The sequence below is a fragment of the Pseudomonas sp. R4-39-08 genome (assembly GCF_003852275.1).
GTDB lineage: Bacteria > Pseudomonadota > Gammaproteobacteria > Pseudomonadales > Pseudomonadaceae > Aquipseudomonas.
On record NZ_CP027733.1, the window covers coordinates 5639009 to 5661489 of the forward strand.

Annotated in this window: 22 protein-coding genes; 7 read left to right on the forward strand and 15 right to left on the reverse strand. The window is 61.4% G+C overall.

Annotated elements, in window-relative coordinates; genetic code table 11:
• Positions 1-110: 110 nt before the first annotated feature.
• Complete coding sequence (gene elbB / locus C4J88_RS26220) at positions 111-776, forward strand: isoprenoid biosynthesis glyoxalase ElbB (RefSeq protein ID WP_124364922.1); 666 nt, start codon at positions 111-113, stop codon at positions 774-776.
• Positions 777-882: 106 nt separating this feature from the next.
• Here the strand turns inward: elbB and C4J88_RS26225 are convergent, their stop codons facing one another.
• From C4J88_RS26225 to C4J88_RS26245, 5 genes are all read right to left on the reverse strand, one after another.
• The gene (locus C4J88_RS26225) at positions 883-1338 is read right to left on the reverse strand and encodes a YaiI/YqxD family protein (RefSeq protein ID WP_124364923.1); all 456 of its coding nucleotides are present in this window, start codon (positions 1336-1338) and stop codon (positions 883-885) included.
• Positions 1339-1340: 2 nt separating this feature from the next.
• Entirely contained in the window at positions 1341-3233 is a 1893-nt protein-coding gene (locus tag C4J88_RS26230; protein ID WP_124408479.1) for a cytochrome c/FTR1 family iron permease, read from the reverse strand.
• 201 nt (positions 3234-3434) lie between these two features.
• Positions 3435-4067, reverse strand: a complete 633-nt coding sequence (locus tag C4J88_RS26235; RefSeq protein WP_124364925.1) for a LysE family transporter — start codon at positions 4065-4067, stop codon at positions 3435-3437.
• An 88-nt stretch (positions 4068-4155) separates the two neighbouring features.
• On the reverse strand, positions 4156-4728 hold the full coding sequence (locus C4J88_RS26240) for a mechanosensitive ion channel family protein (protein WP_015886482.1): 573 nt from the start codon (positions 4726-4728) through the stop codon (positions 4156-4158).
• Positions 4728-6638 (reverse strand): ATP-binding cassette domain-containing protein, encoded by a 1911-nt coding sequence (locus C4J88_RS26245; RefSeq protein ID WP_124408480.1) that lies wholly within the window; start codon positions 6636-6638, stop codon positions 4728-4730. The genes C4J88_RS26240 and C4J88_RS26245 overlap by 1 nt, the downstream gene beginning before the upstream one ends.
• Before the next feature lie 50 nt (positions 6639-6688).
• On the opposite strand from C4J88_RS26245, the gene C4J88_RS26250 reads away from it, so the two are divergent.
• A complete protein-coding gene (locus C4J88_RS26250; RefSeq protein ID WP_177412760.1) occupies positions 6689-7153 on the forward strand; it encodes a TIGR02444 family protein in 465 nt (154 codons plus the stop codon).
• Here the strand turns inward: C4J88_RS26250 and C4J88_RS26255 are convergent.
• Entirely contained in the window at positions 7150-8289 is a 1140-nt protein-coding gene (locus C4J88_RS26255; RefSeq protein WP_124408481.1) for an AlgP family protein, read from the reverse strand. The two genes, C4J88_RS26250 and C4J88_RS26255, sit on opposite strands and share 4 nt — an antisense overlap.
• 191 nt (positions 8290-8480) lie before the next feature.
• Here C4J88_RS26255 and C4J88_RS26260 point away from each other — a divergent pair, with 191 nt between their 5' ends.
• The gene (locus C4J88_RS26260; protein ID WP_124408482.1) at positions 8481-9158 is read left to right on the forward strand and encodes an FKBP-type peptidyl-prolyl cis-trans isomerase; all 678 of its coding nucleotides are present in this window, start codon (positions 8481-8483) and stop codon (positions 9156-9158) included.
• 52 nt (positions 9159-9210) lie between these two features.
• Here C4J88_RS26260 and rsd read toward each other — a convergent pair whose 3' ends face one another.
• From rsd to C4J88_RS26290, 7 genes are all read right to left on the reverse strand, one after another.
• Complete coding sequence (gene rsd / locus C4J88_RS26265; RefSeq protein WP_124368788.1) at positions 9211-9669, reverse strand: sigma D regulator; 459 nt, start codon at positions 9667-9669, stop codon at positions 9211-9213.
• 178 nt (positions 9670-9847) lie between these two features.
• Complete coding sequence (locus C4J88_RS26270) at positions 9848-10399, reverse strand: disulfide bond formation protein B (protein ID WP_124408483.1); 552 nt, start codon at positions 10397-10399, stop codon at positions 9848-9850.
• Positions 10400-10636: 237 nt separating this feature from the next.
• Positions 10637-11878, reverse strand: a complete 1242-nt coding sequence (locus C4J88_RS26275; RefSeq protein ID WP_124408484.1) for a heme biosynthesis protein HemY — start codon at positions 11876-11878, stop codon at positions 10637-10639.
• Positions 11879-11883: 5 nt separating this feature from the next.
• Complete coding sequence (locus C4J88_RS27915) at positions 11884-12999, reverse strand: uroporphyrinogen-III C-methyltransferase (RefSeq protein WP_256659064.1); 1116 nt, start codon at positions 12997-12999, stop codon at positions 11884-11886.
• An 18-nt stretch (positions 13000-13017) separates the two neighbouring features.
• Entirely contained in the window at positions 13018-13776 is a 759-nt protein-coding gene (locus tag C4J88_RS27920) for a uroporphyrinogen-III synthase (protein ID WP_256657843.1), read from the reverse strand.
• Entirely contained in the window at positions 13773-14714 is a 942-nt protein-coding gene (hemC, locus tag C4J88_RS26285; protein WP_124364934.1) for a hydroxymethylbilane synthase, read from the reverse strand. The genes C4J88_RS27920 and hemC overlap by 4 nt, the downstream gene beginning before the upstream one ends.
• Before the next feature lie 138 nt (positions 14715-14852).
• Positions 14853-15599 carry a LytTR family DNA-binding domain-containing protein gene (locus C4J88_RS26290; protein WP_124364935.1) on the reverse strand — a complete coding sequence of 249 codons (747 nt, stop codon included), beginning with the start codon at positions 15597-15599 and terminating at the stop codon, positions 14853-14855.
• A 503-nt stretch (positions 15600-16102) separates the two neighbouring features.
• Between C4J88_RS26290 and argH the strand changes: the two genes are divergently transcribed.
• Positions 16103-17497, forward strand: coding sequence for an argininosuccinate lyase (gene argH, locus C4J88_RS26295; RefSeq protein WP_124408485.1), 1395 nt, complete (start codon positions 16103-16105; stop codon positions 17495-17497).
• Between the two features lie 38 nt (positions 17498-17535).
• Here the strand turns inward: argH and C4J88_RS26300 are convergent, their stop codons facing one another.
• Positions 17536-18195, reverse strand: a complete 660-nt coding sequence (locus C4J88_RS26300) for a glutathione S-transferase family protein (protein ID WP_124368792.1) — start codon at positions 18193-18195, stop codon at positions 17536-17538.
• Positions 18196-18321: 126 nt separating this feature from the next.
• On the opposite strand from C4J88_RS26300, the gene C4J88_RS26305 reads away from it, so the two are divergent.
• The 3 genes from C4J88_RS26305 (at position 18322) to C4J88_RS26315 (ending at position 21968) form a co-directional block, all read left to right on the forward strand.
• Positions 18322-18606 (forward strand): hypothetical protein, encoded by a 285-nt coding sequence (locus tag C4J88_RS26305; protein WP_124364938.1) that lies wholly within the window; start codon positions 18322-18324, stop codon positions 18604-18606.
• Between the two features lie 97 nt (positions 18607-18703).
• On the forward strand, positions 18704-18958 hold the full coding sequence (locus C4J88_RS26310) for a TIGR02647 family protein (protein ID WP_003195403.1): 255 nt from the start codon (positions 18704-18706) through the stop codon (positions 18956-18958).
• Positions 18959-19127: 169 nt separating this feature from the next.
• Positions 19128-21968, forward strand: coding sequence for a class I adenylate cyclase (locus tag C4J88_RS26315; RefSeq protein WP_124408486.1), 2841 nt, complete (start codon positions 19128-19130; stop codon positions 21966-21968).
• On the opposite strand, the gene rnk is transcribed toward C4J88_RS26315, so the two are convergent.
• Complete coding sequence (gene rnk / locus C4J88_RS26320; protein ID WP_124408487.1) at positions 21965-22378, reverse strand: nucleoside diphosphate kinase regulator; 414 nt, start codon at positions 22376-22378, stop codon at positions 21965-21967. The two genes, C4J88_RS26315 and rnk, sit on opposite strands and share 4 nt — an antisense overlap.
• Positions 22379-22481: the final 103 nt, after the last annotated feature.

Below are 22481 nucleotides of genomic sequence, written 5' to 3' on the forward strand. Positions count from 1 at the left end.
CTAGTCCGGTCTATTTTTGTTACATCAGATTAGTGCAGTCCCATGAGATCCCATTGGCAACAGGTTACAAATTAGTAGACATTTAACGCCATGAATCAGGAGAAATGCCCATGAGCAAAAAGATTGCAGTGATCCTTTCCGGCTGTGGCGTGTACGACGGTGCAGAAATCCATGAAAGCGTGATCACCCTGCTGCGCCTGGACCAGCGCGGCGCTCAGGTTGAGTGCTTTGCGCCAGATATTGCGCAACTGCATGTGATCAACCACCTTACCGGCGAAGAAATGCCCGAATCGCGCAATGTGTTGGTGGAGTCAGCGCGCATCGCCCGAGGCGCGGTGAAAGATATCCGTGAGGCCAATGTGGCTGACTTCGATGCGCTGATCGTGCCGGGCGGGTTTGGCGCGGCGAAGAACCTGTCGAATTTCGCAGTGGAAGGCGCCGGCTGCAGCGTCAATCCGCAGGTGCTGGAGCTGGCGGAAGCCTTTGCCGAAGCGGGCAAGCCGGTGGGGCTGATCTGCATTTCCCCGGCCCTGGCCGCAAAAATCTACGGCCCGGGCGTGATCTGCACCATCGGCAACGATACCGACACCGCAGCGGCCTTGGACAAAATGGGCGCCACCCATCAGGAATGCACGGTGGAAGATATCGTTGAGGACAAGGCACGCAAGTTGGTGAGTACACCGGCGTATATGCTGGGCAAAAATATCAGCGAGGTGGCGTCGGGCATCAACAAGCTCGTGGACCGGGTGCTTGAACTGACCCACGAAGACGACTAACGCCCTCTTTCTGCAGGAGCGAGCTTGCTCGCGAAGAACCTGAGGGCGCCGCGTTTATCCGGAGTGCCCGCGTTATCGTTGCCGTTCTTCGCGAGCAAGCGCGCTCCTACACAGGCTTCATCAAACGGGTGAGCAGGCGGTCCAGCGCGTTGGCGAACGCCTGTTTGTCCTTCTCGCTGTGCGGCGGTGGCCCGCCGCCCATCTGGCCTTGCTCGCGCAAGTCGGTGAACAGGTTACGCACTGCCAAGCGCTCACTCATGTTCGCCGGGCTGAACTCTTTGCCGCGCGGGTCGAGGGCCGTGACGCCCTTCTTGACCAAGCGGTCGGCCAAGGGCACATCGCTGCAGATCACCAACTCGCCCGGCATGGCGTGCTCTACCAGGTAGTCATCGGCCGCATCGGGACCACTGGGCACCACGATCAGCTTCACACAGGCAAAGCTGGGTTTGATCTGGCTCTGGCCGGCCACCAGCACCACGTCAAACTGGCGCTTGAGGGCGAACTTCACCACCTGATCCTTGGCCGCCCGCGGGCAGGCGTCCGCATCGATCCACACCCGCATGACTATGCCGCCACCCGCTTCTCGGCCAGGCGACTGCGGCCATACAGCACCACAATCGCCAGGATCGCCACGGCCTGCGCACTCAACGAATACGCATCGGCGTGAATGCCCAGCCAGTCGAAGTCAAAGAACGCCACCGGCCGCGTGCCGAAGACGCCCGCTTCCTGCAATGCTTTGACGCCATGCCCGGCGAACACCACCGAAAGTGCGCACAGCAGCGCGGCGTTGATACCGAAGAACAGCGCCAACGGCAACTTCGCCGAACCGCGCAGGATCACCCAGGCCAGGCCCACCAGCAGCACCAATGCGGTGGCACCACCCGCCAACACCGCGTTGTGCCCGGCCGGGCCGGCTTGCAGCCACAGGGTTTCGTAGAACAGGATCACTTCGAACAGCTCGCGGTACACCGAGAAGAAGGCCAGCAGCGCAAAGCCGAAACGCCCACCACCGCCCACCAGGCTGCTCTTGATGTAGTCCTGCCAGGCCGCCGCGTGGCGCCGGTCGTGCATCCATACGCCCAGCCACAGCACCATCACGCTGGCGAACAGCGCCGTGCAGCCTTCCAGCAATTCACGCTGGGCGCCGCTGACATCAATCACATACGCCGCCAGCGCCCAGGTAGCCAAGCCGGCCAACAGCGCCAGGCCCCAGCCGACGTTGACGCTGCGCACCGCCGATTGCTGGCCGGTGTTACGCAGGAAGGCCAGGATCGCGGCCAGCACCAGGATCGCTTCCAGGCCTTCGCGCAGCAGGATCAACAAACCGGAGATGTAGCTCAACGACCAGCTCAAGCCATCGCCGCCGAGCAAGCCGGCGGACTCGCCGAGCTTGCCCTTGGCCGCGTCCAGGCGCTGTTGCACCTGTTCGATCGGCAGCCCGTCCTGCAAGGACTGGCGGTAGGCCATCAGCGCCTTCTCGGTGTCTTTGCGCACGTTGGCGTCGACGTTATCCAGCGAGCTTTCCACCAGCTCGAAGCCTTCCAGGTAAGCGGCTACCGACAAATCATAGGCTTGTTCGTGGTCGCCGTTACGGAACGCGGCCAGGCTTTTGTCCAGGGTGGCGGCGGTGTAGTCGAGCAACTGTGCCGGGCCACGCTTGACCTGCGGCGGCTGTGCGCGTTGGGCGCGGAAGGTCGCTGCCACCGCCGGGCCGTCAGCGGCCAGTACTTCGTTGGGCGTCTGGCGTGCCAGGTCGGCCAGGTTGAAGGTGTGTTCGCTGTTGGCCGCAGCCGGGTCAGCCGTGAAACCTGCGATGTAGGTGGCGAGGTCCCAGCGCTGGCGGTCATCCAACTGGTCGGCAAAGGACGGCATGTCAGTGCCTTCGACACCCAGGCCCAGGGTGTTATAGATCGCGTAGAGGCTCAGGCGATCCAGGCGCGTGGCATCGCGCAGGTTAGCGGGCGGCGGGGTCATGCCCATGCCTGCCGGGCCATCGCCAGCGCCGGCCGTGCCGTGGCACACCGAACAATGCTGGGCATATAGCGGCGCACCGCGCGTAGGGTCGGGAGTGATCGCCGGCGCCTGGCTGACTTCATACGCCACCGCCAGCCTGGCGCCCAATTGACGGGCCTGGCGGGCGACAGTTGCGCCGTCTGCATGGGCGGTGACTGCCGCGAGCAACTCATCAACGCCCTTGATTAACTCGACGCGTTCGGGCTTTTCCGGCAGTTGCGCAACCAGACCCTGCAGCACGCCCAAGAACTCCACCTGTTCGCGAAATTCCGATTCGTCCACCACCTTGCCTGCCTCCACAGTGGGCGGATAGTCGGCGCCAATGTAGTCAAGCAGATGCAACGCCTGGGGTGCGCCTTCGGCCGTCGCGGCCAACAGATTGAAGCTGCACGACATCAACGCCGGCAGCACCAGCCAGGCGAGAAAACGGAAGGGGGCAGTCATGAATGAATCTCAAGTGGAAATACGAAGTAACACTATTGTTGAGCTTTAACGGATTTGACTCAAGGTGTTATTTCGTCACGCCACAAAACCAATGTGGGAGGGGGCTTGCTCCCGATGGCGGTGGTTCAGCTCCAGACTTGCTGGCTGACACACTGTCATCGGGAGCAAGCCCCCTCCCACATTTTGATTCGGTTTCGTCAATTACGCCGTGGCGCGATGCAGGCTGGCGAGGAAACCGGCGGCGCCGACGAACAACCCGGCGAATGTGCGGTTCACGCGCTTCTGCTGCTTGGGCGAGCGCAACAGGCGCAGGACTTTCGAGGCCAACCCCGTATAACCGGCCATCACGATCATATCGACGCTGATCATCGTCGCACCGATGATCAGGTACTGGACCGCCAACGGTGCCTGTGGATTCACGAACTGCGGCAATACCGCGAGCATGAACACCAACGCCTTCGGGTTGCTGGCATTGACCAGAAAACCACGGAACATCATGGCCATCGGCTTGCCAATCGGGCGCACCGCAGCGTCATCGGTCATGTCCATGGGCAAGGCGCGCCATTGCTTGATGGCCAGGTAGACCAGGTACGCCACGCCAAACCATTTGATCGCATAAAACGCGGTGGAGGACGTCGCCAGGATGGCACCCAAGCCGCCCGCCACCACAGCAATCTGCATCGCCAGGCCCAGCTGCAGGCCAATGGCGTTCCAGTAACCGCGTACGAAACCGTATTGCAGGCCGCTGGACATCGAAGCGATGGCGCCCGCGCCGGGGGAAAGGGAGATGATCCAACTGGCCAGGAAAAAGGCCAGCCACGTGTCGAGTGCCATTGCACACCTCGGAAAGGAGTTTGCGGTTGTGCCTTAAGCTAACGCTGCCGGCCAAAGGCTGGCTATCAATTTTTGCAGGCGGTGATTTCTAGCGGTCGCCAGGAAACACATGGGTACCGGGCCAACGCCGCACCGAGCGCTGGAAGAACAGACTGTTGGGCACTTGTACCATCGCGCTGTCCGTACCGGCCTCTGCCACCTCGACCAGCGTGGTATAGAGCAGATTGATCGCCACGACGCGCCCTTTCACACCGGGTTTGTCGACGGTGTCCACCAGTTCGACGATGTCGCCGAGGCGAAACGGCCCCACGGTGAAGATCAAGATCGCGCACAGCAAGTTGGACAGCACCGACCACATGGCGAAGAACGCCACCGCCGCCACCGCCACAAAGCCTGACAGTGCCGTCCACAGCACCGTGGCGGATACGCCCAGGCGGCCCAACACGAAGATCAGCGCACTGCCCATGATCAGCCAGCGCAGGCCACCGCGCAGCGGCATCAACAACTGTGGCGGGAACGGATAGCGCTCACCCAGGCGAGTCAGGCCCTTGGCGACAAAACGCTGGGCAAGGTAACCCGCCAGCAGGATCAGCAGGATTTGCACGCCGATCCACACAGGCTCGATCCATTGCGCCGGCAAAGGCAGTTGCAACGCTTCCATCAGGACAGCGCCTCCAGCTCCGCTTGCAGGGTTTCAAGCACTTCGAGGGCTTCCATCCAGGATTCCTCCAGTTGCCCCTCTCGCACCTTGAGCCGGGCCTGTTCGGCCAGCAGGTCGCGCAGTTCATCCTTACGCGCGGCCTCATACACAGCGCTGTCGCCCAGGCTGGTTTCGATCTTGGCCAGGCGCTCGTGCACCTTGCCCAACTCGACCTCCAGCTTGTCGGCTTCGCGCTTGTGTGGCGCCAACTGCTGACGCAGTGCGGCGGCAGCCTGGCGCTGGGCTTTCTTGTCGGTCTTGTCCGGGTTGACCGGTGTGTTGCTGGCCGGCGCATTGCGCAGACGGTAGTCGGTCAGCCAGCGCGCATAGTCGTCCAGGTCGCCGTCGAATTCCTCGACCCTGCCGTCGGCCACCAGCAGGAAGTTATCAGTGGTGCTTTTGAGCAGGTGGCGATCGTGAGACACCACCAGTACCGCGCCGCTGAATTCCTGCAGGGCCATGGTCAGCGCCAGGCGCATTTCCAGGTCCAGGTGGTTGGTCGGCTCGTCGAGCAGCAGCAGGTTCGGGCGGTCCCAGGCGATCAGGGCCAGGGCCAGGCGTGCCTTTTCGCCACCGGAAAAATTCAGCACCGGCTCATCGATACGCGCGCCACGGAAGTCGAAACCCCCGAGGAAATCACGCAGGGTCTGTTCGCGCTCGGTGGGCGCCAGGCGCTGCAGGTGCAACAGCGGGCTCGCCTTGGAATCCAGCGAGTCCAGTTGATGCTGGGCGAAGTAGCCCACCACGGTGTTCTCGCCACGGGTCAGGCGGCCGGCCAAGGGCTCCAGTTCGCCCGACAGGTTCTTGATCAGCGTCGACTTGCCCGCGCCGTTAGGCCCCAGCAAACCGATACGCGCGCCAGGCGTGAGCTGCAGCTTGACCTTCTCGAGGATGGTCTTGTCGCCATAACCCAGGCGCGCATCCGACAGATCGAGCAAGGGGCTGGAGATTTTCACCGACTCACGGAACACGAAGTCGAACGGCGAATCGACATGGGCCGCCGACAGTTCTTCCATGCGCTCCAGCGCCTTGATCCGGCTCTGAGCCTGCCGCGCCTTGGTGGCCTGGGCCTTGAACCGGGCGATATAGCTTTCCATATGCGCGCGCTGCGCCTGCTGCTTCTCGAAAGCCTGCTGCTGCTGGGCCAGGCGTTCGGCACGGGCGCGCTCGAAGGCGGTGTAGCCGCCCCGATAGAGCGTGATTTTCTTCTGTTCGACATGGGCGATATTGTCGACCACGGCGTCGAGGAAATCCCGGTCGTGGGAAATCAGCAACAGGGTGCCCTGATAGTTCTTGAGGAAGTCTTCCAGCCACAGGATCGCATCGAGGTCCAAGTGGTTGGTCGGCTCGTCGAGCAGCAACAGGTCCGAGGGACACATCAGCGCCTGGGCCAGGTTCAGGCGCATGCGCCAGCCGCCGGAGAAATCGGCGACCGGGCGATCCATCTGTTCATTGGTGAAACCCAGGCCGGCGAGCATCTTGCGGGCGCGGGCGTCGGCGGTGTAGCCGTCGGCGCTGTCCAGCTCAGAATGCAGGCGGGCTTGGGCGGCGCCATCCTGGACTTGCTCTGCGGCGGCGAGGTCGTGTTGCACCTGGCGCAGGCGCAGGTCGCCATCGAGCACGTAGTCGATCGCGATGCGGTCCAGGGTGTCGATCTCCTGGCGCATATGGGCGATGCGCCAGTCGGCCGGCAGCAGGCAGTCCCCGGAATCCGGGGTCAACTCACCCAGCAACAGGGCGAACAACGTGGATTTGCCGGCGCCATTGGCACCGATCAGGCCGGCTTTGTGACCGGCGTGCAGGGTCAGCTCGGCATCTTCAAGAAGACGCTGCGGGCCACGCTGTAATGTTAGGCTTTGAAGTCGGATCATAATGGCGGCGGAGTCTACCAGCTTCGTTGGCCGCTGGCTTGGGTGTGAATATGTGCGCTGACCTGTGGAGCTTTGCCCTCTCGACTTACGCCCGCCCCGGCGTGGAGGCTGCTTGCCTGCGGTTGCAGGCGCAAGGCGCGGATGTGTGCCTGTTGCTGTGTGGTGCGTGGCTGGAGCAACGGGGTGTGGCGCGGTTGCCCGAACGCGTGGTGGCGCTGCAGCAGCTTGCGCGGCCATGGCGCACGCGTGTCGTCGAACCCTTGCGCGAAGTCCGCGTGCAATGGCGGGCGCTGGCACAGCAGGATGCGCAGTTGGCTGAATTACGGCGTCAGGTCAAAGCATTGGAACTGGAGGCCGAGCGAGCATTACTGACACGCCTGGAAGCGCTGGCGAAGACATGGCCGACCAACGAGGGGAAAGGGCAATACGAATGGCTTGAAGACCTGGCAAGCGAAGCCGCCGACCTTGACCACAACGCGCTGCAGCAGCTGCGCGTTGGGGTCACCCGCACTTAGGAAGCGCTGGTTGGGGTGGTGCTTGGCGCTACCGGTGCAGAGCTGCTGCTGGCCGATGCGGTTGGAGCGGAGGACGTTGCCGGGGTAGCGGCAGGTGCCGCAGGAGTTGCTGGCTTGGCAGCAGTGGTTTTAGCAGCTGGCTTGGTGGCTGGTTTGGCAGCGGCGGTTTTAGCGGCTGGCTTGGCGGCTGGTTTCGCAGCAGCGGTTTTAGCGGCTGGCTTGGCGGCTGGTTTCGCAGCAGCGGCTTTGGCAGCTGGCTTGGCGGCTGGTTTCGCAGCAGCGGTTTTAGCGGCTGGCTTGGCGGCTGGTTTCGCAGCAGCAGTTTTGGCAGCTGGCTTGGCGGCTGGTTTCGCAGCAGCAGTTTTGGCAGCTGGCTTGGCGGCTGGTTTCGCAGCAGCAGTTTTAGCAGCTGGCTTGGCGGCTGGTTTCGCAGCAGCAGTTTTGGCAGCTGGCTTGGCGGCTGGTTTCGCAGCAGCAGTTTTGGCAGCTGGCTTGGCGGCTGGTTTCGCAGCAGCGGTTTTGGCAGCTGGCTTGGCGGCTGGTTTCGCAGCAGCGGTTTTGGCAGCTGGCTTGGCGGCTGGTTTCGCAGCAGCGGTTTTGGCAACTGGCTTGTTGGCTGGTTTCGCAGCAGCAGTTTTAGCAGCTGGCTTGGCGGCAATTTTAGCCGGCGCCTTCGCTGCAACAGCTTTGCTGGCTGGCTTTTTGGCCGCGCTGGCGGTGACGGCTTTTGCCGGCGTACGCGCGCCAAGGGCCTTGGAGACGGCTTCTTTCACACGACCAATGCCCTGGGCCAGTTTCAGGCTTTCCTGAGCGTCTTTTTTGAGCTGGGAAATGTAGGTGCGGGTTTCGGTTTGACGGTCCTTGAGGGCGTCCAGCAGGTCCTCAAGTTCGTTAACTGCGTCTTTGGCCTTGGCTTGTGCCTTGGCTTTACCGGCAGTGGCGGCGTCTTGCAATTTGGTGCGGGATTTGTGCAGCTTTTCTTGCGCTTTGCCGCGTTGTTTTTCCAGTTTGGCGAGCAGTTTTTCTGCATCGGCCAAGGCCTGGGAACAAGCGCTTTCCAGATGTTCGAGCAAGCTGCCCGACAATTGTTGGAGCAAGTGCAACGGGGTATTTACAGGCTTCTGTTTGGCCGACATGGTTTACCTCCTGGCTGACGTGGGTGCGGCTCATACTAGCCCTCTGCTCTTACCGCCGCTAGGCCATGTTGACAGTATCGTTTGCGTTGCGTTGCAACGTACGAAAATTCTTATCGATATAACAGAAAACCACCCCACTGCTCAGCCACTCACGCTGGCATAATCCGTCGCACTTTCGGCGGAGAACACCCATGTTGCGTTACCTTTTCCTAGTGCTTGGCCTGGCGATTTTCAGCGCCGATGCGAGCGAGCAATCGCCGCCAAAAACCGCTACTCAAGACCAGCACGACCTCGCCTACAGCCTGGGCGCCAGCCTCGGTGAGCGTCTGCGCCAGGAGGTGCCCGACTTGCAGATCCAAGCTCTCGTCGATGGTCTCAAACAAGCCTACCAAGGCAAACCATTGGCACTGGATGACACCCGCATCGAACAAATTCTTGCCCAGCATGAGGCACAGAACGCCACCGACGCCCAAGCGCCGCAGAGCGAAAAAGCACTCGCTGCCGAACAGCAATTTTTGTCGAAGGAAAAAGCTGCAAAGGGTGTGCGCGAATTGGCGGACGGCATCCTGCTCACCGAGTTGACGCCGGGCACCGGCAACAAGCCATTGGCAAATGACGAAGTGCAGGTGAAATACGTGGGTCGACTGCCCGATGGAAGCGTGTTCGATCAGAGCGCACTGCCCCAATGGTTTCGCCTGGACAGCGTGATCAGTGGCTGGAGCAGTGCATTGCAACAGATGCCGGTAGGCGCGAAATGGCGCCTGGTCATTCCCTCGGCCCAAGCCTATGGCGCGGACGGCGCAGGCGAATTGATCCCACCCTACACCCCTCTGGTCTTCGAAATCGAATTGCTCGGGACTCGCCACTAGCCCATAAAAAACGGTGCGACATGCGCACCGTTTTTAATTGCCTCTCAACGCTTCATGCCGGTGTAGCTGGCTCTTCTTTGTGAGCGTTGTGCAGCACTTCAATCAGGCAATCTTCCAGTTCGAAGCGCTCATGCAACAGAGCGCCCAGCTCCTTGAATTTTTCAGCAACACACTTCCCCGCATCGCACAGGTCAGTGAACGCCAGCAGCTTTTCGGTGATGACATCGATGCGCGGGTAAAGGGTCTCTGCCAACTTCAGGCCACGCTGATCGTCGAACGCTTCTGCCTCCTTGGTCAGTTGCTCGTAGACGCCGAAATGACCTGCAGACACATAATCCACCAGCACTGCGCAGAAATCTTGCAGCGGCTCGCGCTTCTCGGCCAGTGCCTCTGGCTTGGCACCGAGCGCATCAAAGGCCCGAACCAGTTCGTGGCGTGCTTTCAACCAGCTGTCGATCAGCTTGTGCACCCCACCCCAGCGTTCCTGAGCATTCTGACAACTTTCCAGCATGATGATCTCTCTTCCCTATGGGGACGCTGCTGCCGTGTGCCCGTGCAACACTTCAAGGTTAAAGCGGCGGCCGGACAAGGCCACGTCTGACAAGCGGTTTCGATAACGCGTGCGGGCCAGATTATGCCCGCATCACTATGGCTTCAAGGTACGCAGGAGAGAAAGTTCATACAAGCGTTTAATCCCGTCCTACAACATGAACCGTATTTTCCTCGCTGTACGCTACATAACGCCGGCTTAGCAACAACCGAGAAAGCGGCGTGGCACCCAGAATCAGCATCGCCACGAAAAACAACAGACTCCACTCCGGCAGGCTGAGGTCAAATAGCGTCCAATTGATTTCGACGCAATCAACAGTACCCTTGAAGACTGACCGAGCAGCCTGCCAAAACGACAGGTTTTCAATCATGTAATCAAGGGTTGGCCAGCACTTCGGCATTTGGTCCGACGCAGTGTTCTGCAGCAGCACCTGGCGCCCAGCGGTGACGGCGCCAAACAACGCACACCCCATGCTCGCCAGCCCATACACATACACGCCGGAGCGGCCAGGGTTATGAAGGGCCGCGATCAGGTTGATCAGTACAAAGGCGGCGAGCAACAACCGTTGCACCTGGCACAAAAAGCATGGCTGCAACAGTGCGCCATATTCCAGATAGAAAGACACGCCCAACGTCAGCGCACCGGCCATGAACGCCAGGAAAAACAAGGAGCGTAAGGGGGCCAAAGACATTGTTTATCCGCACCGCAAGAGATAGGTCGCTACGGTAGAGGAAAGGCCCGACCCCTTTCAATACGCCTTGGAGCAGACAATTCCGCTAAAACACAGGGAGATCCCGCCAGCACACTGAGGAAATCGCCCTTCAAGACGTAAGAATTGGTTACGAGCCCACTTAAGCCGAATGTTTACATAGGGTTATGGGATTGGCTTCTGGATCCGTCTGAGCCAACCGATTGGTCCTTTCCTACTTCAAGCTCGGGCGGGGGCTGGCAACGGTGAGGCCAGCAGACGATTGTCGAGTAACCCCAAGCCTTCCTGGAACAGCTGGTTGCTGCGCTCGGTATCACCCAGTTGGGCCAGCAGGCGGGCCAATTCGGCGCAGGCTTCGGGATTGCGCTGCACCTGCAGGCTGCTTTCCAGATAATCACGTGCCTTACCCCACAGGCTGTTCTGCAGGCACAGACGGCCCAGCGTCAGCAACAGGCTGGCATCGCCCGGATGATCCTTCAGCCAGCCTTCGGCAAACTTCAACTGACGGGCCGGGTCGCTGCCGCGCAGCAGGCCGTAGAGCCGAATAAGATGGCTGTCGTAACTGCGCTTGAGCGCACCGCGCAGTGCTTCCTCGGCCTTGGCGTCCGCGCCCAGTCGACGCAGTTGGTCAGCATACGCCAACACCAGTTGCGGCTCCTGACGCTGGGCTGAAGTCAGTTGCTCCCAGGCGCGATCAAGAGACCGCAAGCCGGCCTCGCCCGGCTCCTCACGGTGTGCGGCCAGGCTGAGGTTTTCTCCCCAGGCCCGGCGCTCCAGTTCGGCCAGTTCACTGGCCGGCAGCACCTTGTCCTTACGCAGTTCAGGCAACAGGCGAATCACCGCCGACCAATCACCGCGCTGCTGGTGCAGCCGCTGCAGCTGTCGCAGGACCTGGGCATTGTGAGGATGGCGCTCATGCATCGCCTGCAGGGTGACCAGGGCACCTTCAGTATCACCACGGTCCATCTGCAATTGCGCATGGCTCAAGGCAACGGCCAGTTCCGCCTGGGGCTGGCGAGCCAGCGCGCGCTCCAGCAAACCATCCGACTCTGCATAACGTCCCAGCTCATTGGCCGCACGCGCCGCACCAAGGTAATACAGTAGTGGTTGGCGCTCCGCTTCCGCAGCGCGGTGCAGGTGGCGTTCGGCACTGGCCCAGCGGCCTTCGGCCAGGTCCATCTGGCCTTGCTCGATTGCAATCTGCACACGGCGGCTGCGATTGCGCCGCGACCAGGGGTTGACCACGCCACCCGAGGCAGTGACCAGACTCAGCAGGACGCGAATCAGATAGATCGCCAGGCCTATGGCAAACACCGCCACCAAGGTGGCCCACAGGCTCGATTCGTAATGCAGCACATGAGGATAGGTAATCAGCACGTAGCCGGTGTGTTTCGAAATACCCACGGCCAACGCGAGGGCGATCGCAATTGCCAGCACCAGGATCACATAGAAACGCTTCATCGGTTCTACTCCTGGGCCGCAGGCTTGGCAGCCGAAGCCTTGGCTTCGTCGGCAGACAGATGACGACGCTCAAGGTACGCCTGCACAGCCGCGAGGCTCGCGGCCAGGTCAGGCGTCACCACTGACACAGCCTTGGGCTCGAGCTCGGCGATACGCGCCAGCATCGCCTTGCTCTGCGGGTTGTCCTGGTTGAAGTTATCCTGCAGTACGCTGCGCGCTTCACCCAGCGACCGGCTATACACCGCCGATTCGCCGTTGAGTGCTGCCCACTGCGCTTGCTCCAGCGCCAGGCTCAGGGCCAGGCGCACCTGATTCAACCCTTGGCCCGCCAGCAGCGGACGAATGTTGTCATCGGGATTGAAGTCGATACGGAAATAACGGGATACCTGCTCCCACCATTGGCTCAACTGATTGCCCGTATCGCTGGTCGGGCGGCCCTGGGAAGCGGGCTCCGTGAGTTGATACTCCGGGGCGATCGCCGCCAGTTGCACCACTTGGTCGCGCAATGCGGCCAACTGCAGGTACAACCCGGTGCGGTCCGGCTGTTCGGTGCTGCGCAAAGCCGCCAGGCTCTTGGCCAGTTGCTCGCGCGCCGCGAACGCGCCGGGGTCGCTCTGCTCACGCAGAATCTCGTCGGCACCCTGGACCAGCGACTGAGCGCTGTTGATGTCCTGCAAGGCCGACAGACGCAAGCTGGCCAGACGAATCAGGTGCTCGGCCTCGGCCAGGCGCCAATCCTTGCGGCTGGCACCCAGTACGGTTTCCAGGCGCTGGTTCAGGCGCTGCTGGTCACCCTGCAACTGTGCGACCAGGCGTCGGCGCTCTTCCAGCTCATCGGCGCCGGGCAACTGCGCCAGGCGGGCGGCCAACTGTTGCTGGCTCTGCTTGAGGCTCTGGGATTGCTCATCCAGGGTCTGTACCTGACCCAGTTGCTGCTGGCTGCTGGCTTGCAGGGCACGGACCTGCCAGATTCCCCAGCCGCCGGCGGCAACGCCCGCAGCGCCAAGCAGCAGAGCGACGACTGCCAGGCCATTGCCACGGCGTGGCGCGGCGACCGGCGTTCCGACCGGCGCATCGAGCGCGGGCTGAGCTTCATCTTTAGGCAAGGCTGTTTCGCTCACGTATCCGTCCTTTGCGTATCAGAGAGTGGGAACGGGATGACTCCCTAACGCCACTAACAAAGCCGCAGCACTCGCGCCGCGACAATCCACAACTTTTTCTGCGCCAGCGGCCCGCGCCATCTCGTAGACGCGCGGGCTGGGCACGAACAACGGCAGCTGCGCCACCTCAGGCCAATCGGAGCCGGCCACGGCCTGCAAGTGTAAAAAACCTTGCCCACTGCTGACCACCACGCCGTTCAAGCGTTCCAACTGGATGCGCTGCGTCAGTGCGCCCGGGTCGTAGGCCGCAAGCAAACGGCGATACAATTCCAGATAGTCGACACTAACACCTCGCTCGCGTAAACGCTCCGCGAGCAGCTCCCGACCGCCCTCGCCGCGCAGGATCAACACCCTGGCACCAGGAAGTGCGATAGCCTCGCGCAACGCCGGCAATTGAAGCAAGGCCTCGCTGTCGTCACCCGTTGGCGGATAGTGCACGTCCAGACCCTGCTCGGCCAGTATCTGTGCAGTAGCAGCACCGACACTGAACCACGGCAGTCGCGGCCAGGGCGCGCTCAATTGTTGCAGGGCAAGACGCGCCGCCGGCTTGCTCACCACGATCACTGCGCAGTAGCGCTGCAGCGCCCCGAAGACTGCCCGTTGTTCAGGCGTGACCGGCAAGGCTTCGATCTCCAGCAAGGGCAGCTGGCTGCTGAAAACACCCGCATCGGCCAATGTCGCCGCCAAGGCCGCCGATTCTTCGGCAGGCCGTGTGAGCAGCAATCGCCACGGGGTCACTGCGGGCCGGCCTCGCCGTAGACTTTTTGCAGAATGGCGCCAGCGCCCTTGCTCAGCAATTCCTCGGCGACCTGGATGCCCAGGGCCGTGGCCTCACGTTGCGGGCCGCGCACTTGCGCGGTCAGCAGCGTGCCGCCGTCCGGGTCCCCGACCAGGCCACGCAGCCACAGGTTCTCACCTTCGAGCACGGCATAGCAGGCGATCGGTACCTGGCAGCCACCGTTGAGGTGCTTGTTCAGGGCACGCTCGGCGGTGACGCGAACCTCGGTGTCCGCGTGATCAAGCGGTTTGAGCAGTGCATGAATTTCGCTGTCGGCGGTGCGACATTCAACGCCGACCGCACCCTGCCCTCCAGCGGGCAAGCTGTCCTCTACGCTGATTGCATGGGTGATGCGGTCTTCGAAACCCAGGCGGATCAGGCCAGCCGCTGCGAGGATGATCGCGTCGTACTCACCCGCATCCAACTTGGCCAGGCGCGTGTTGACGTTGCCGCGCAGAAAGCGGATCTGCAGGTCGGGGCGACGGGTCAGCAACTGGGCCTGGCGACGCAGGCTGGAGGTGCCCACGATGCTGCCCAGGGGCAAGTCATCCAGGGAGGCATAGGTGTTGGAAACAAAGGCGTCGCGGGGGTCTTCGCGCTCACAGATGCAAAAAAGGCCCAGGCCTTCAGGGAAGTCCATGGGCACGTCTTTCATCGAATGCACGGCGATGTCGGCTTCGTTCTCCAGCAGCGCGGTTTCCAGTTCCTTGACGAACAAGCCCTTGCCGCCAATTTTCGACAGTGGCGAGTCCAGCAATTTATCGCCGCGACTGACCATGGGGACCAGGGTCACCCTGAGGCCAGGGTGGGCCTGCTCAAGGCGTGCTTTGACGTATTCGGCCTGCCATAAGGCCAGGGCACTTTTACGGGTGGCGATGCGGATTTCGCGAGAAGACATGGATCAATCCGTACTGAATAGATACGGCAGATAATAACAGCTCAGGCAAATACGCTTTGATTTGAATCAGCAAGTGCGGGGCCTCCCTGGCCGCGTCGCACCGGGATAAGGACTGCGCAGCTCGCCAGGGCCTCTGGGTTAAAGCTGCTGCATCATCTTGCGCACGCCGGCGACATGGCGCCGACTGACGATCAAGGCATCGCCATTGAGCCCTTTCAGGAACAGCTGAAAGTGCCCCAGAGGCGTGCGTTGCAAGCGTTCGATACGCTCACGGGCAACCAGCGCATTGCGATGGATACGCACGAAGCGGTCGCCGAATTCATCTTCCAGGGCTTTGAGCGGCTCATCGAGCAACACTTCGCCGGCTTCGTGGCGCAGGGTCACGTATTTATGGTCGGCGATAAAATAAACCACCTGACCGAGGGGAATCAGCTCGATGCCCTTGCGGGTGCGTGCACTGATATGGCTGCGGGGGCCGTTACCACTCTGGGCGGCAGGCTGGGTCAGGGCTGCGAGCTGAACACGGCTGGGGCGCTCGGCTTTCTTCAAGGCCTTGAGCAACGCTTCGCCAGTCACCGGCTTGACGAGAAAACTGACACCGCTGTCTTCCAGCGTCTGTGCAGAAAACTCTTCCTCGGCCGCGCATAACACCACGGCAGGGGGCGACTCGCGCTCGCTCAGGCGGGCGGCAACTTGCAGACCATCGAGGCCCGGCATACGGATATCGAGCAACACCACATCCGGCTTGAGGCTGTCGATCAACGTCAACGCCTCCTCGCCGCTGGTGGCGCTCGGCTCAAGGACTGTATAACCCTCGAGTTCACTGACCAGACGGCTCAGTCGCTCGCGGGCTTGGGGTTCGTCATCAACGATCAGGACATTCATATAGCGCTGGATTCCTGCGTGAGTCTCGCACAAGGATAGCGTAGACAGGTGCGGTGACTTGCGTCACAGCGATCCACGCTAAGACTAGCGCGAGCGGCAAAAAGTGCCCTGGGAGCGGCACCCAAATTTACCCGGACCTGTTCAATAGCGCCCAAGACCCGCTGCATTCGCGCAGCGTCGTAGGGTTTGCTGATACACAATCCGAATACCCCCCTTTTTTAATGGATAGTCTGGGCTCTGACCGCATGACCCGACTTTGGTGCATTCACACACTCTCAGTCCAACTGTAGACGCTCGCTGAGACGATATTGCTCAATCGTCAAATATCGTTTCAATAAGAACCTGCTCCCAGTCTCGTCCCGGACGCGGTCGGCGGCAAGGCACTTAGCCATCCTTTGCACAAATAAAATTGCCGTCCGCCCACAGCACCGCGTCTGCGGACAACCCTGTTATTATCGGCGGCACACCTCCACGCCTCTTTTAAGCAGATCACGAGCGAATCCATGAGCACCGACAAGACCAACCAGTCCTGGGGCGGCCGCTTCAGTGAACCCGTCGACGCCTTCGTCGCGCGCTTCACCGCCTCCGTCACCTTCGACCAGCGCCTGTACCGCCACGACATCATGGGCTCCATCGCCCATGCCACGATGCTGGCCAAGGTCGGCGTACTCACCGACGCCGAGCGCGACAGCATCATCGATGGCCTGACCACCATCCGTGGCGAGATCGAAACCGGTACGTTCGACTGGCGCGTCGACCTGGAAGACGTGCACATGAACATCGAGGCTCGCCTCACTGATCGCATCGGCGTGACCGGCAAGAAGCTGCACACCGGTCGCAGCCGTAACGACCAGGTGGCCACCGATATCCGCCTGTGGCTGCGCGATGAAATCGACTTGATCCTGGCTGAAATCACCCGCTTGCAGAAAGGTTTGCTGGAACAGGCCGAGCGTGAATCGGGCACCATCATGCCCGGCTTCACTCACCTGCAGACCGCTCAGCCCGTGACTTTCGGCCACCATCTGCTGGCCTGGTTCGAAATGCTCAGCCGCGATTACGAGCGCCTGGTGGATTGCCGCAAGCGCACCAACCGCATGCCGTTGGGCAGCGCCGCGCTGGCGGGCACCACCTACCCGATCGACCGTGAGTACACCGCGCAGCTGCTGGGTTTCGACGCCGTCGGCGGCAACTCCCTGGACGGTGTGTCGGACCGTGATTTCGCCATCGAATTCTGCGCCGCCGCGAGCATCGCGATGATGCACCTGTCGCGCTTCTCCGAAGAGCTGGTGCTGTGGACCAGCGCGCAATTCCAGTTCATCGACCTGCCAGACCGTTTCTGCACCGGCAGTTCGATCATGCCGCAAAAGAAAAACCCCGACGTGCCCGAGCTGGTGCGTGGCAAGAGCGGCCGCGTATTCGGCGCACTGATGGGCCTGCTGACCCTGATGAAAGGCCAGCCGCTGGCCTACAACAAGGATAACCAGGAAGACAAGGAGCCGCTGTTCGACGCCGCCGACACCCTGCGCGACTCGCTGCGTGCGTTTGCCGACATGATCCCGGCGATCAGGCCCAAGCACGCGATCATGCGCGAAGCAGCCTTGCGGGGTTTCTCCACCGCGACCGACTTGGCCGACTACCTGGTGCGGCGTGGCCTGCCGTTCCGTGACTGCCATGAAATCGTGGGCCATGCCGTGAAATACGGCGTGGACACCGGCAAGGACCTGGCTGAAATGAGCCTGGAAGAATTGCGCCAGTTCAGCGACCAGATCGAGCAGGACGTGTTCGCCGTGCTGACCCTGGAAGGCTCGGTGAATGCCCGTAATCACGTAGGCGGCACCGCGCCGGCGCAGGTGAAGGCAGCAGTGGTACGCGGCAAGGCCCTGCTCGCCAGCCGCTGAATAAAATGTGGGAGGGGCCAGCCCCCTCCCACACTTGATCACTTTTTAGCCGCAATCATCGCCATAAACCCAGGCATCGCCGCCTGCCGGTCCGCCTCGACCTTTTGCGCATTGGGCATCGCATTCAAACGCTCCAGCAGCGCCTTCGCCGCTGGCATTTCAGCCAGCAAATCCAGCCCAAACAGTTTCTCGCCCACGGCACAGGCGAGGTTCATGCTGTACATGAAATACAGATCGGCAATGGTGAAGCGCTCCCCTGCTACATAAGGCGCGAACTTGCCGTGCCGGCCTAACGTACCGACGCCAAGCAACAATTCGGCTCGGGCTTTCTCCTTGATCGCCTCCGGCACATGCATGCCAAAGAACGCCTCGGCGAAGCACGCCCGTGCGGGCAATTCAATGTACAACTCGATCTCCCTGCACAACGCCAGCACCTGGGCGCGCTGAAACGGCTCGGCCGGCAGCAGCGCAGGCCCTTCCTGAGTCTGCTCGATGTATTCGAGGATCACGCTGGTTTCATTGATGAAGCCTTGCTTGACGCCGAGCACCGGCACTTTGCCTCGTGGGCTTACCGCCAGGGCTTCAGGCGTTTGTCCTGCATAAAAAGGCACCTCTTCGAAAGGCAGGCCTTTCTCCATCAGCGCCAGCTTGACCATGTTGTAGTAGTTGCTGACCGAAAAACCGTAGAGCTTGAGCATTGCGAACGCCTCCAGGCCGGGTGTGGGGTTGGCTGCAAGCGTTATAGACGCTGAGGCACGGCCTGACCAGCAGCATCACCCGCCTGAATGGAGTTAGACTGGCGCCCTTTCCTTGAGGAGCCTGCCATGAGCGAGCCGACCGATATCGACAATGACGAAGAAGAATTCACCGAAAACACGCTGATCGAAGCGATTGAAAACCAGATCGAAAGCGACAACCCGCCAGCAGCCAAGGCCACGTTCAACAAACTGACGCTGGTCGGTTATGAGCGCGAAGAGATTCTGAATCTCATGGCCCATGTGCTGGCCTTCGAGATCGATGCAATGCTGGACGAAGACCGCGCTTTTGATACCCAGTGGTATGAAACAGCGCTGCGAGCATTGCCTGAGTTGCCGCCGGAAAAACAATAACCCTCGGCCGCGCAGCAACACGCTGGACAGTTCGGCAAAGTGCGTTCACCTTATGGCCTGCTAGCCTCTAATAAATTTTAGAAAGTCTGGAGTCCTTATGTCGTATACCCCTGAGTTGGTTGCCGAACTGGAAATCCTTGTACTCTTCCCCCTGGACAGCACCAAGGAAGGTCTGAAAGTCCATCAGACCGCCGCCCCCACCGCCATCGCCGCTGCCAAGCGTCTCCATGCGAAAGGGCTTATCGACCAACCGGATGGAGGCTATCTGACCAGCCTTGGCCGGGACGCCGCCGAGCAAGCGCAGACCTTGCTGACTATCTTGACCACCGCCTCCACCAAAGAAGCCGCCTGACACCTGATCCCGCCCATGGAGTCCGCCCCGCTGCGGATTCCACGGGCGTTGCTGTGCAAGGTGCAAAATTCTAGCGCCAACCGCCATTTCCCTCTAAACCTCCTACGCTACTGTCTGTAAACTCCTACACGGCCGCCCACGTCGGGCCCTGCGAGCCACCGAATTCGACATGACCCGCACCCATGAAATCCGCCCCGACCTGGACGAAGGCATCGACCGTAAGGTGCTGACCCAATTGCGCGCGCGTTTCATGGCCCTCAATGAAGGCCGCATGGCCCGGGCCGTCGAAGGGCTGACCCCGCGCCAACAAAGCGTGCTGACGTTGTTGCCGCTGTTTTTCCACGTTAATCACCCTTTGTTGCCGGGCTATGTCTCCAGCGGCACGCCGGCCGGGCTGTCGAATTTCGAACCCGATGCCCAGGCCCTGGCCGAAGCCCAGCGCCTGACCCGTTCGTTCTCCTACAAGCCGCGCCATGGCAACCCGCCCCGCCCGATCCACGGCCTGTTCCTGATGGGCAGCCTGGGCACGTTGGCCCAGGCGGATCAGAGCGATATGGACGTGTGGGTGTGTCACGCTCCGGACCTGAATGAAAACGAACTGGCCGAGCTGCGCAAGAAGTGCCAACTGCTGGAAGCCTGGGCCCAGAGCATGGGTGCCGAGGCGCATTTCTTTCTGATCGAACCGACGCGCTTTGTGCTCGGTGAACGGGACACCCAACTGAGTTCCGACGATTGCGGCACCACCCAGCACTATTTGCTGCTGGACGAGTTCTACCGCACCGCCATCTGGCTGGCCGGACGCACGCCGATCTGGTGGCTGGTCCCGGTGTACGAAGAAAGCCGCTACGCCGAGTTCACCCACACGCTGATCTCCAAACGCTTCATTCGCGCCGACGAAACCCTCGACCTCGGCCATCTGGCGCGCATTCCTCCAGGGGAATTCATCGGCGCCGGGCTGTGGCAACTGTTCAAGGGCATCGAGTCGCCCTATAAATCGGTGCTCAAGCTGCTGCTGACCGAGGTCTACGCCAGCGAACATCCCAACGTGCACTGCCTGAGCCTGCGCTTCAAGCGCGCGGTGTTTGCCAATCAGCTGGACCTGGACGAGCTGGACCCGTACATCGTGGTCTACCGCCGCATCGAGGAATACCTCAAGGCCCGCAATGAACCCGAGCGCCTGGAACTGGTACGGCGCAGCCTGTACCTGAAGGTCAACCGCAAGCTCAGCGCCGGCCAGCGAACCGCCAGTTGGCAACGACTGCTACTGGAGCGCCTGGCCGATGAGTGGGGTTGGGACCAGCGCCAACTGGCCCTGCTGGACAGCCGCAGCCAATGGAAGGTGCGTCAGGTCGCTTCCGAGCGCCGTGCCCTAGTCAACGAGCTGAACTACAGCTACCGCTTCCTCACCCAGTTCGCCCGTACGGAACAGACCGTCAGCCTGATCAACAAGCGCGACCTCAATGTGCTGGGCCGGCGCTTGTACGCAGCCTTTGAACGCAAGGCCGGCAAGGTCGAGTTCATCAACCCCGGGATTGCCCCGGACCTGGCCGAAGACACCCTGACCCTGGTGCATTCACCCAACCGCAAAGAGCCGGGCCAGCACCATTGGGGTCTGTATAACGGCAACCTCACGGCCCTGGAATGGGAGCACTTCGCGCCGATCAAACGCAGCCGCGACCTGCTGGAAATGCTCACCTGGTGCCATCGCAACGGAGTGATCGACAGCAGCACGCGCCTGGCGCTGCACCCCGGCGCCAGCGACATGACCGAGTTCGAGCTGTTCAACCTGCTGGGCAGCCTGCAACAGACCATCGCCCTGCCCCTGGCCAGCGTCGATGAAGCGCGCCTGTTGCGTTCGGCGGTACCGGAAGAAGTGTTGTTGCTGATCAACGTCGGCGTCGACCCACTCAAGCATCACCGTGACCTGAATATTCTGATGACCACCGAGCGCACCGACTCCCTGAGTTATGCCGGCGTGCGTGAAAACCTGGTATTGACCTTGGACCAGGTCACGCTCAATAGCTGGAACGAGGTGATGGTCAGCCGCTACGACGGCCCCCATGCGCTGCTCGACTGCCTGCGCGACTACCTCAACCAACTGCCGCCGGCTCATTTGCCGCGGTTGCGGGTGCGCTGTTTCTGTCACAACCGAGCGCAGTTCATTGCTCAGCGCGTCGAAGAAATATTCGACACCGCACAGCATCTGCTGCTCGGCCAAAGCAACCACCGCTACCTGCTCCAGGTGCAGCAGCACTATCACGTCATGGAACTGATTCCCGGCCAAGCCACCCACGTGTCACTGCCGACCCAGGACGCCTTGGTCGCCTACCTCAGCGAAGAGCTGGCCAGCTACAGCCCGTGGCACCTGGACGCCATGGCGCTGGAAGACCACGACCTGGCGCTGCTGCTGCCCATGGGCCAGGCCGATTGCATACAAGTGTTCTATCGGGTCAATGAAGGCTTCGCCGAGCTGTATGTGCTCGACGAATTCAACGCGCTCTGGCAGCAGCGCTTGCCGTTCCATGATGAACAGAGCCTGTTGGCACCGCTGCAGCGGTTCCTGCTGTCGATCATCTACCGCCGCGAAGCGCTGTCACCGCTGGACACCCAACAGCCGCTGGGCGAAGTACAAACGCTGTACTACCAACTGTTGCCATCGGGCAGCGCTCGCGCACGCGTTGTCGAACCAAGGCCGGCGCCGCAACACCCGGCCAACAAGCCGTTTTATGACGTGCAGGCGATTATCGGCAAGGCGGCGCCCGGCCAGGTGGGTGTCACGCTGTACTGCAATCAGCGGGAATTTTCCGAAATGGAGTTTGGCGACCAGCTGTTTGCGGTGGTCGCCCGGGAGATCATCGGGCAACGCCGCGAATCCGAGCGTTACCGTTGCTACATCACCGACCTCGATCTGTCGGGCCTGCTGGGCGACGTGCAAAGCCCGAGCAATCTGTACCTGCGCTACAAGGCCGAGCTGGAGCTCGCGCTCAATGAAGCGCTGAGCCAGATTTAAAGCGGGAAGGCCCCGCCGTCTTTGGGCTGGCCTTCGACACTCAGCAATTCAAGCTTGAGGGTCTTGCCGCCCGGTGCAGGCCAATCGATGTGCTGGCCCACTTGCAGGCCGAGCAAAGCACTGCCGACCGGTGCCAGGATCGAGATCTTGCCTTCGTCGGCGTTCGCGTCCTTGGGGTAAACCAGGGTCAGGTGATAGTCCTTGCCACTGCCTTGTTCACGGCAATGCACTCTGGAGTTCATGGTCACGACAGTTGCAGGCACTTCATCGTGACCAACCACGTCTTCGGCGCGGTCGAGTTCGGCCTGCAACGCTTCGACGCCGAGAGCCTTGTCGCCCAAGCGCTCGATTAGTTGCTCCAGACGCTGCACGTCAAGACGGGTGAGAATGATGGACGGTGCGGTGGTCATGATTCAGGCAGACTCCTTTTTTCTGCACAAAAAAGCAAAACCCCGCCAGGAAAAGGCGGGGTTCTCACGGGCCTCGATGAGTTGAGGCGTACCCGGACACTAC

What these genes read in the sequence shown, in the direction of transcription:
- elbB (WP_124364922.1), top strand. Translation starts at nt 111, where the DNA reads ATGAGCAAAAAGATTGCAGTGATCCTTTCCGGCTGTGGCGTGTACGAC.
- C4J88_RS26225 (WP_124364923.1), bottom strand. Translation starts at nt 1,338, where the DNA reads ATGCGGGTGTGGATCGATGCGGACGCCTGCCCGCGGGCGGCCAAGGAT.
- C4J88_RS26230 (WP_124408479.1), bottom strand. Translation starts at nt 3,233, where the DNA reads ATGACTGCCCCCTTCCGTTTTCTCGCCTGGCTGGTGCTGCCGGCGTTG.
- C4J88_RS26235 (WP_124364925.1), bottom strand. Translation starts at nt 4,067, where the DNA reads ATGGCACTCGACACGTGGCTGGCCTTTTTCCTGGCCAGTTGGATCATC.
- C4J88_RS26240 (WP_015886482.1), bottom strand. Translation starts at nt 4,728, where the DNA reads ATGGAAGCGTTGCAACTGCCTTTGCCGGCGCAATGGATCGAGCCTGTG.
- C4J88_RS26245 (WP_124408480.1), bottom strand. Translation starts at nt 6,638, where the DNA reads ATGATCCGACTTCAAAGCCTAACATTACAGCGTGGCCCGCAGCGTCTT.
- C4J88_RS26250 (WP_177412760.1), top strand. Translation starts at nt 6,689, where the DNA reads ATGTGCGCTGACCTGTGGAGCTTTGCCCTCTCGACTTACGCCCGCCCC.
- C4J88_RS26255 (WP_124408481.1), bottom strand. Translation starts at nt 8,289, where the DNA reads ATGTCGGCCAAACAGAAGCCTGTAAATACCCCGTTGCACTTGCTCCAA.
- C4J88_RS26260 (WP_124408482.1), top strand. Translation starts at nt 8,481, where the DNA reads ATGTTGCGTTACCTTTTCCTAGTGCTTGGCCTGGCGATTTTCAGCGCC.
- rsd (WP_124368788.1), bottom strand. Translation starts at nt 9,669, where the DNA reads ATGCTGGAAAGTTGTCAGAATGCTCAGGAACGCTGGGGTGGGGTGCAC.
- C4J88_RS26270 (WP_124408483.1), bottom strand. Translation starts at nt 10,399, where the DNA reads ATGTCTTTGGCCCCCTTACGCTCCTTGTTTTTCCTGGCGTTCATGGCC.
- C4J88_RS26275 (WP_124408484.1), bottom strand. Translation starts at nt 11,878, where the DNA reads ATGAAGCGTTTCTATGTGATCCTGGTGCTGGCAATTGCGATCGCCCTC.
- hemC (WP_124364934.1), bottom strand. Translation starts at nt 14,714, where the DNA reads ATGTCTTCTCGCGAAATCCGCATCGCCACCCGTAAAAGTGCCCTGGCC.
- C4J88_RS26290 (WP_124364935.1), bottom strand. Translation starts at nt 15,599, where the DNA reads ATGAATGTCCTGATCGTTGATGACGAACCCCAAGCCCGCGAGCGACTG.
- argH (WP_124408485.1), top strand. Translation starts at nt 16,103, where the DNA reads ATGAGCACCGACAAGACCAACCAGTCCTGGGGCGGCCGCTTCAGTGAA.
- C4J88_RS26300 (WP_124368792.1), bottom strand. Translation starts at nt 18,195, where the DNA reads ATGCTCAAGCTCTACGGTTTTTCGGTCAGCAACTACTACAACATGGTC.
- C4J88_RS26305 (WP_124364938.1), top strand. Translation starts at nt 18,322, where the DNA reads ATGAGCGAGCCGACCGATATCGACAATGACGAAGAAGAATTCACCGAA.
- C4J88_RS26310 (WP_003195403.1), top strand. Translation starts at nt 18,704, where the DNA reads ATGTCGTATACCCCTGAGTTGGTTGCCGAACTGGAAATCCTTGTACTC.
- C4J88_RS26315 (WP_124408486.1), top strand. Translation starts at nt 19,128, where the DNA reads ATGACCCGCACCCATGAAATCCGCCCCGACCTGGACGAAGGCATCGAC.
- rnk (WP_124408487.1), bottom strand. Translation starts at nt 22,378, where the DNA reads ATGACCACCGCACCGTCCATCATTCTCACCCGTCTTGACGTGCAGCGT.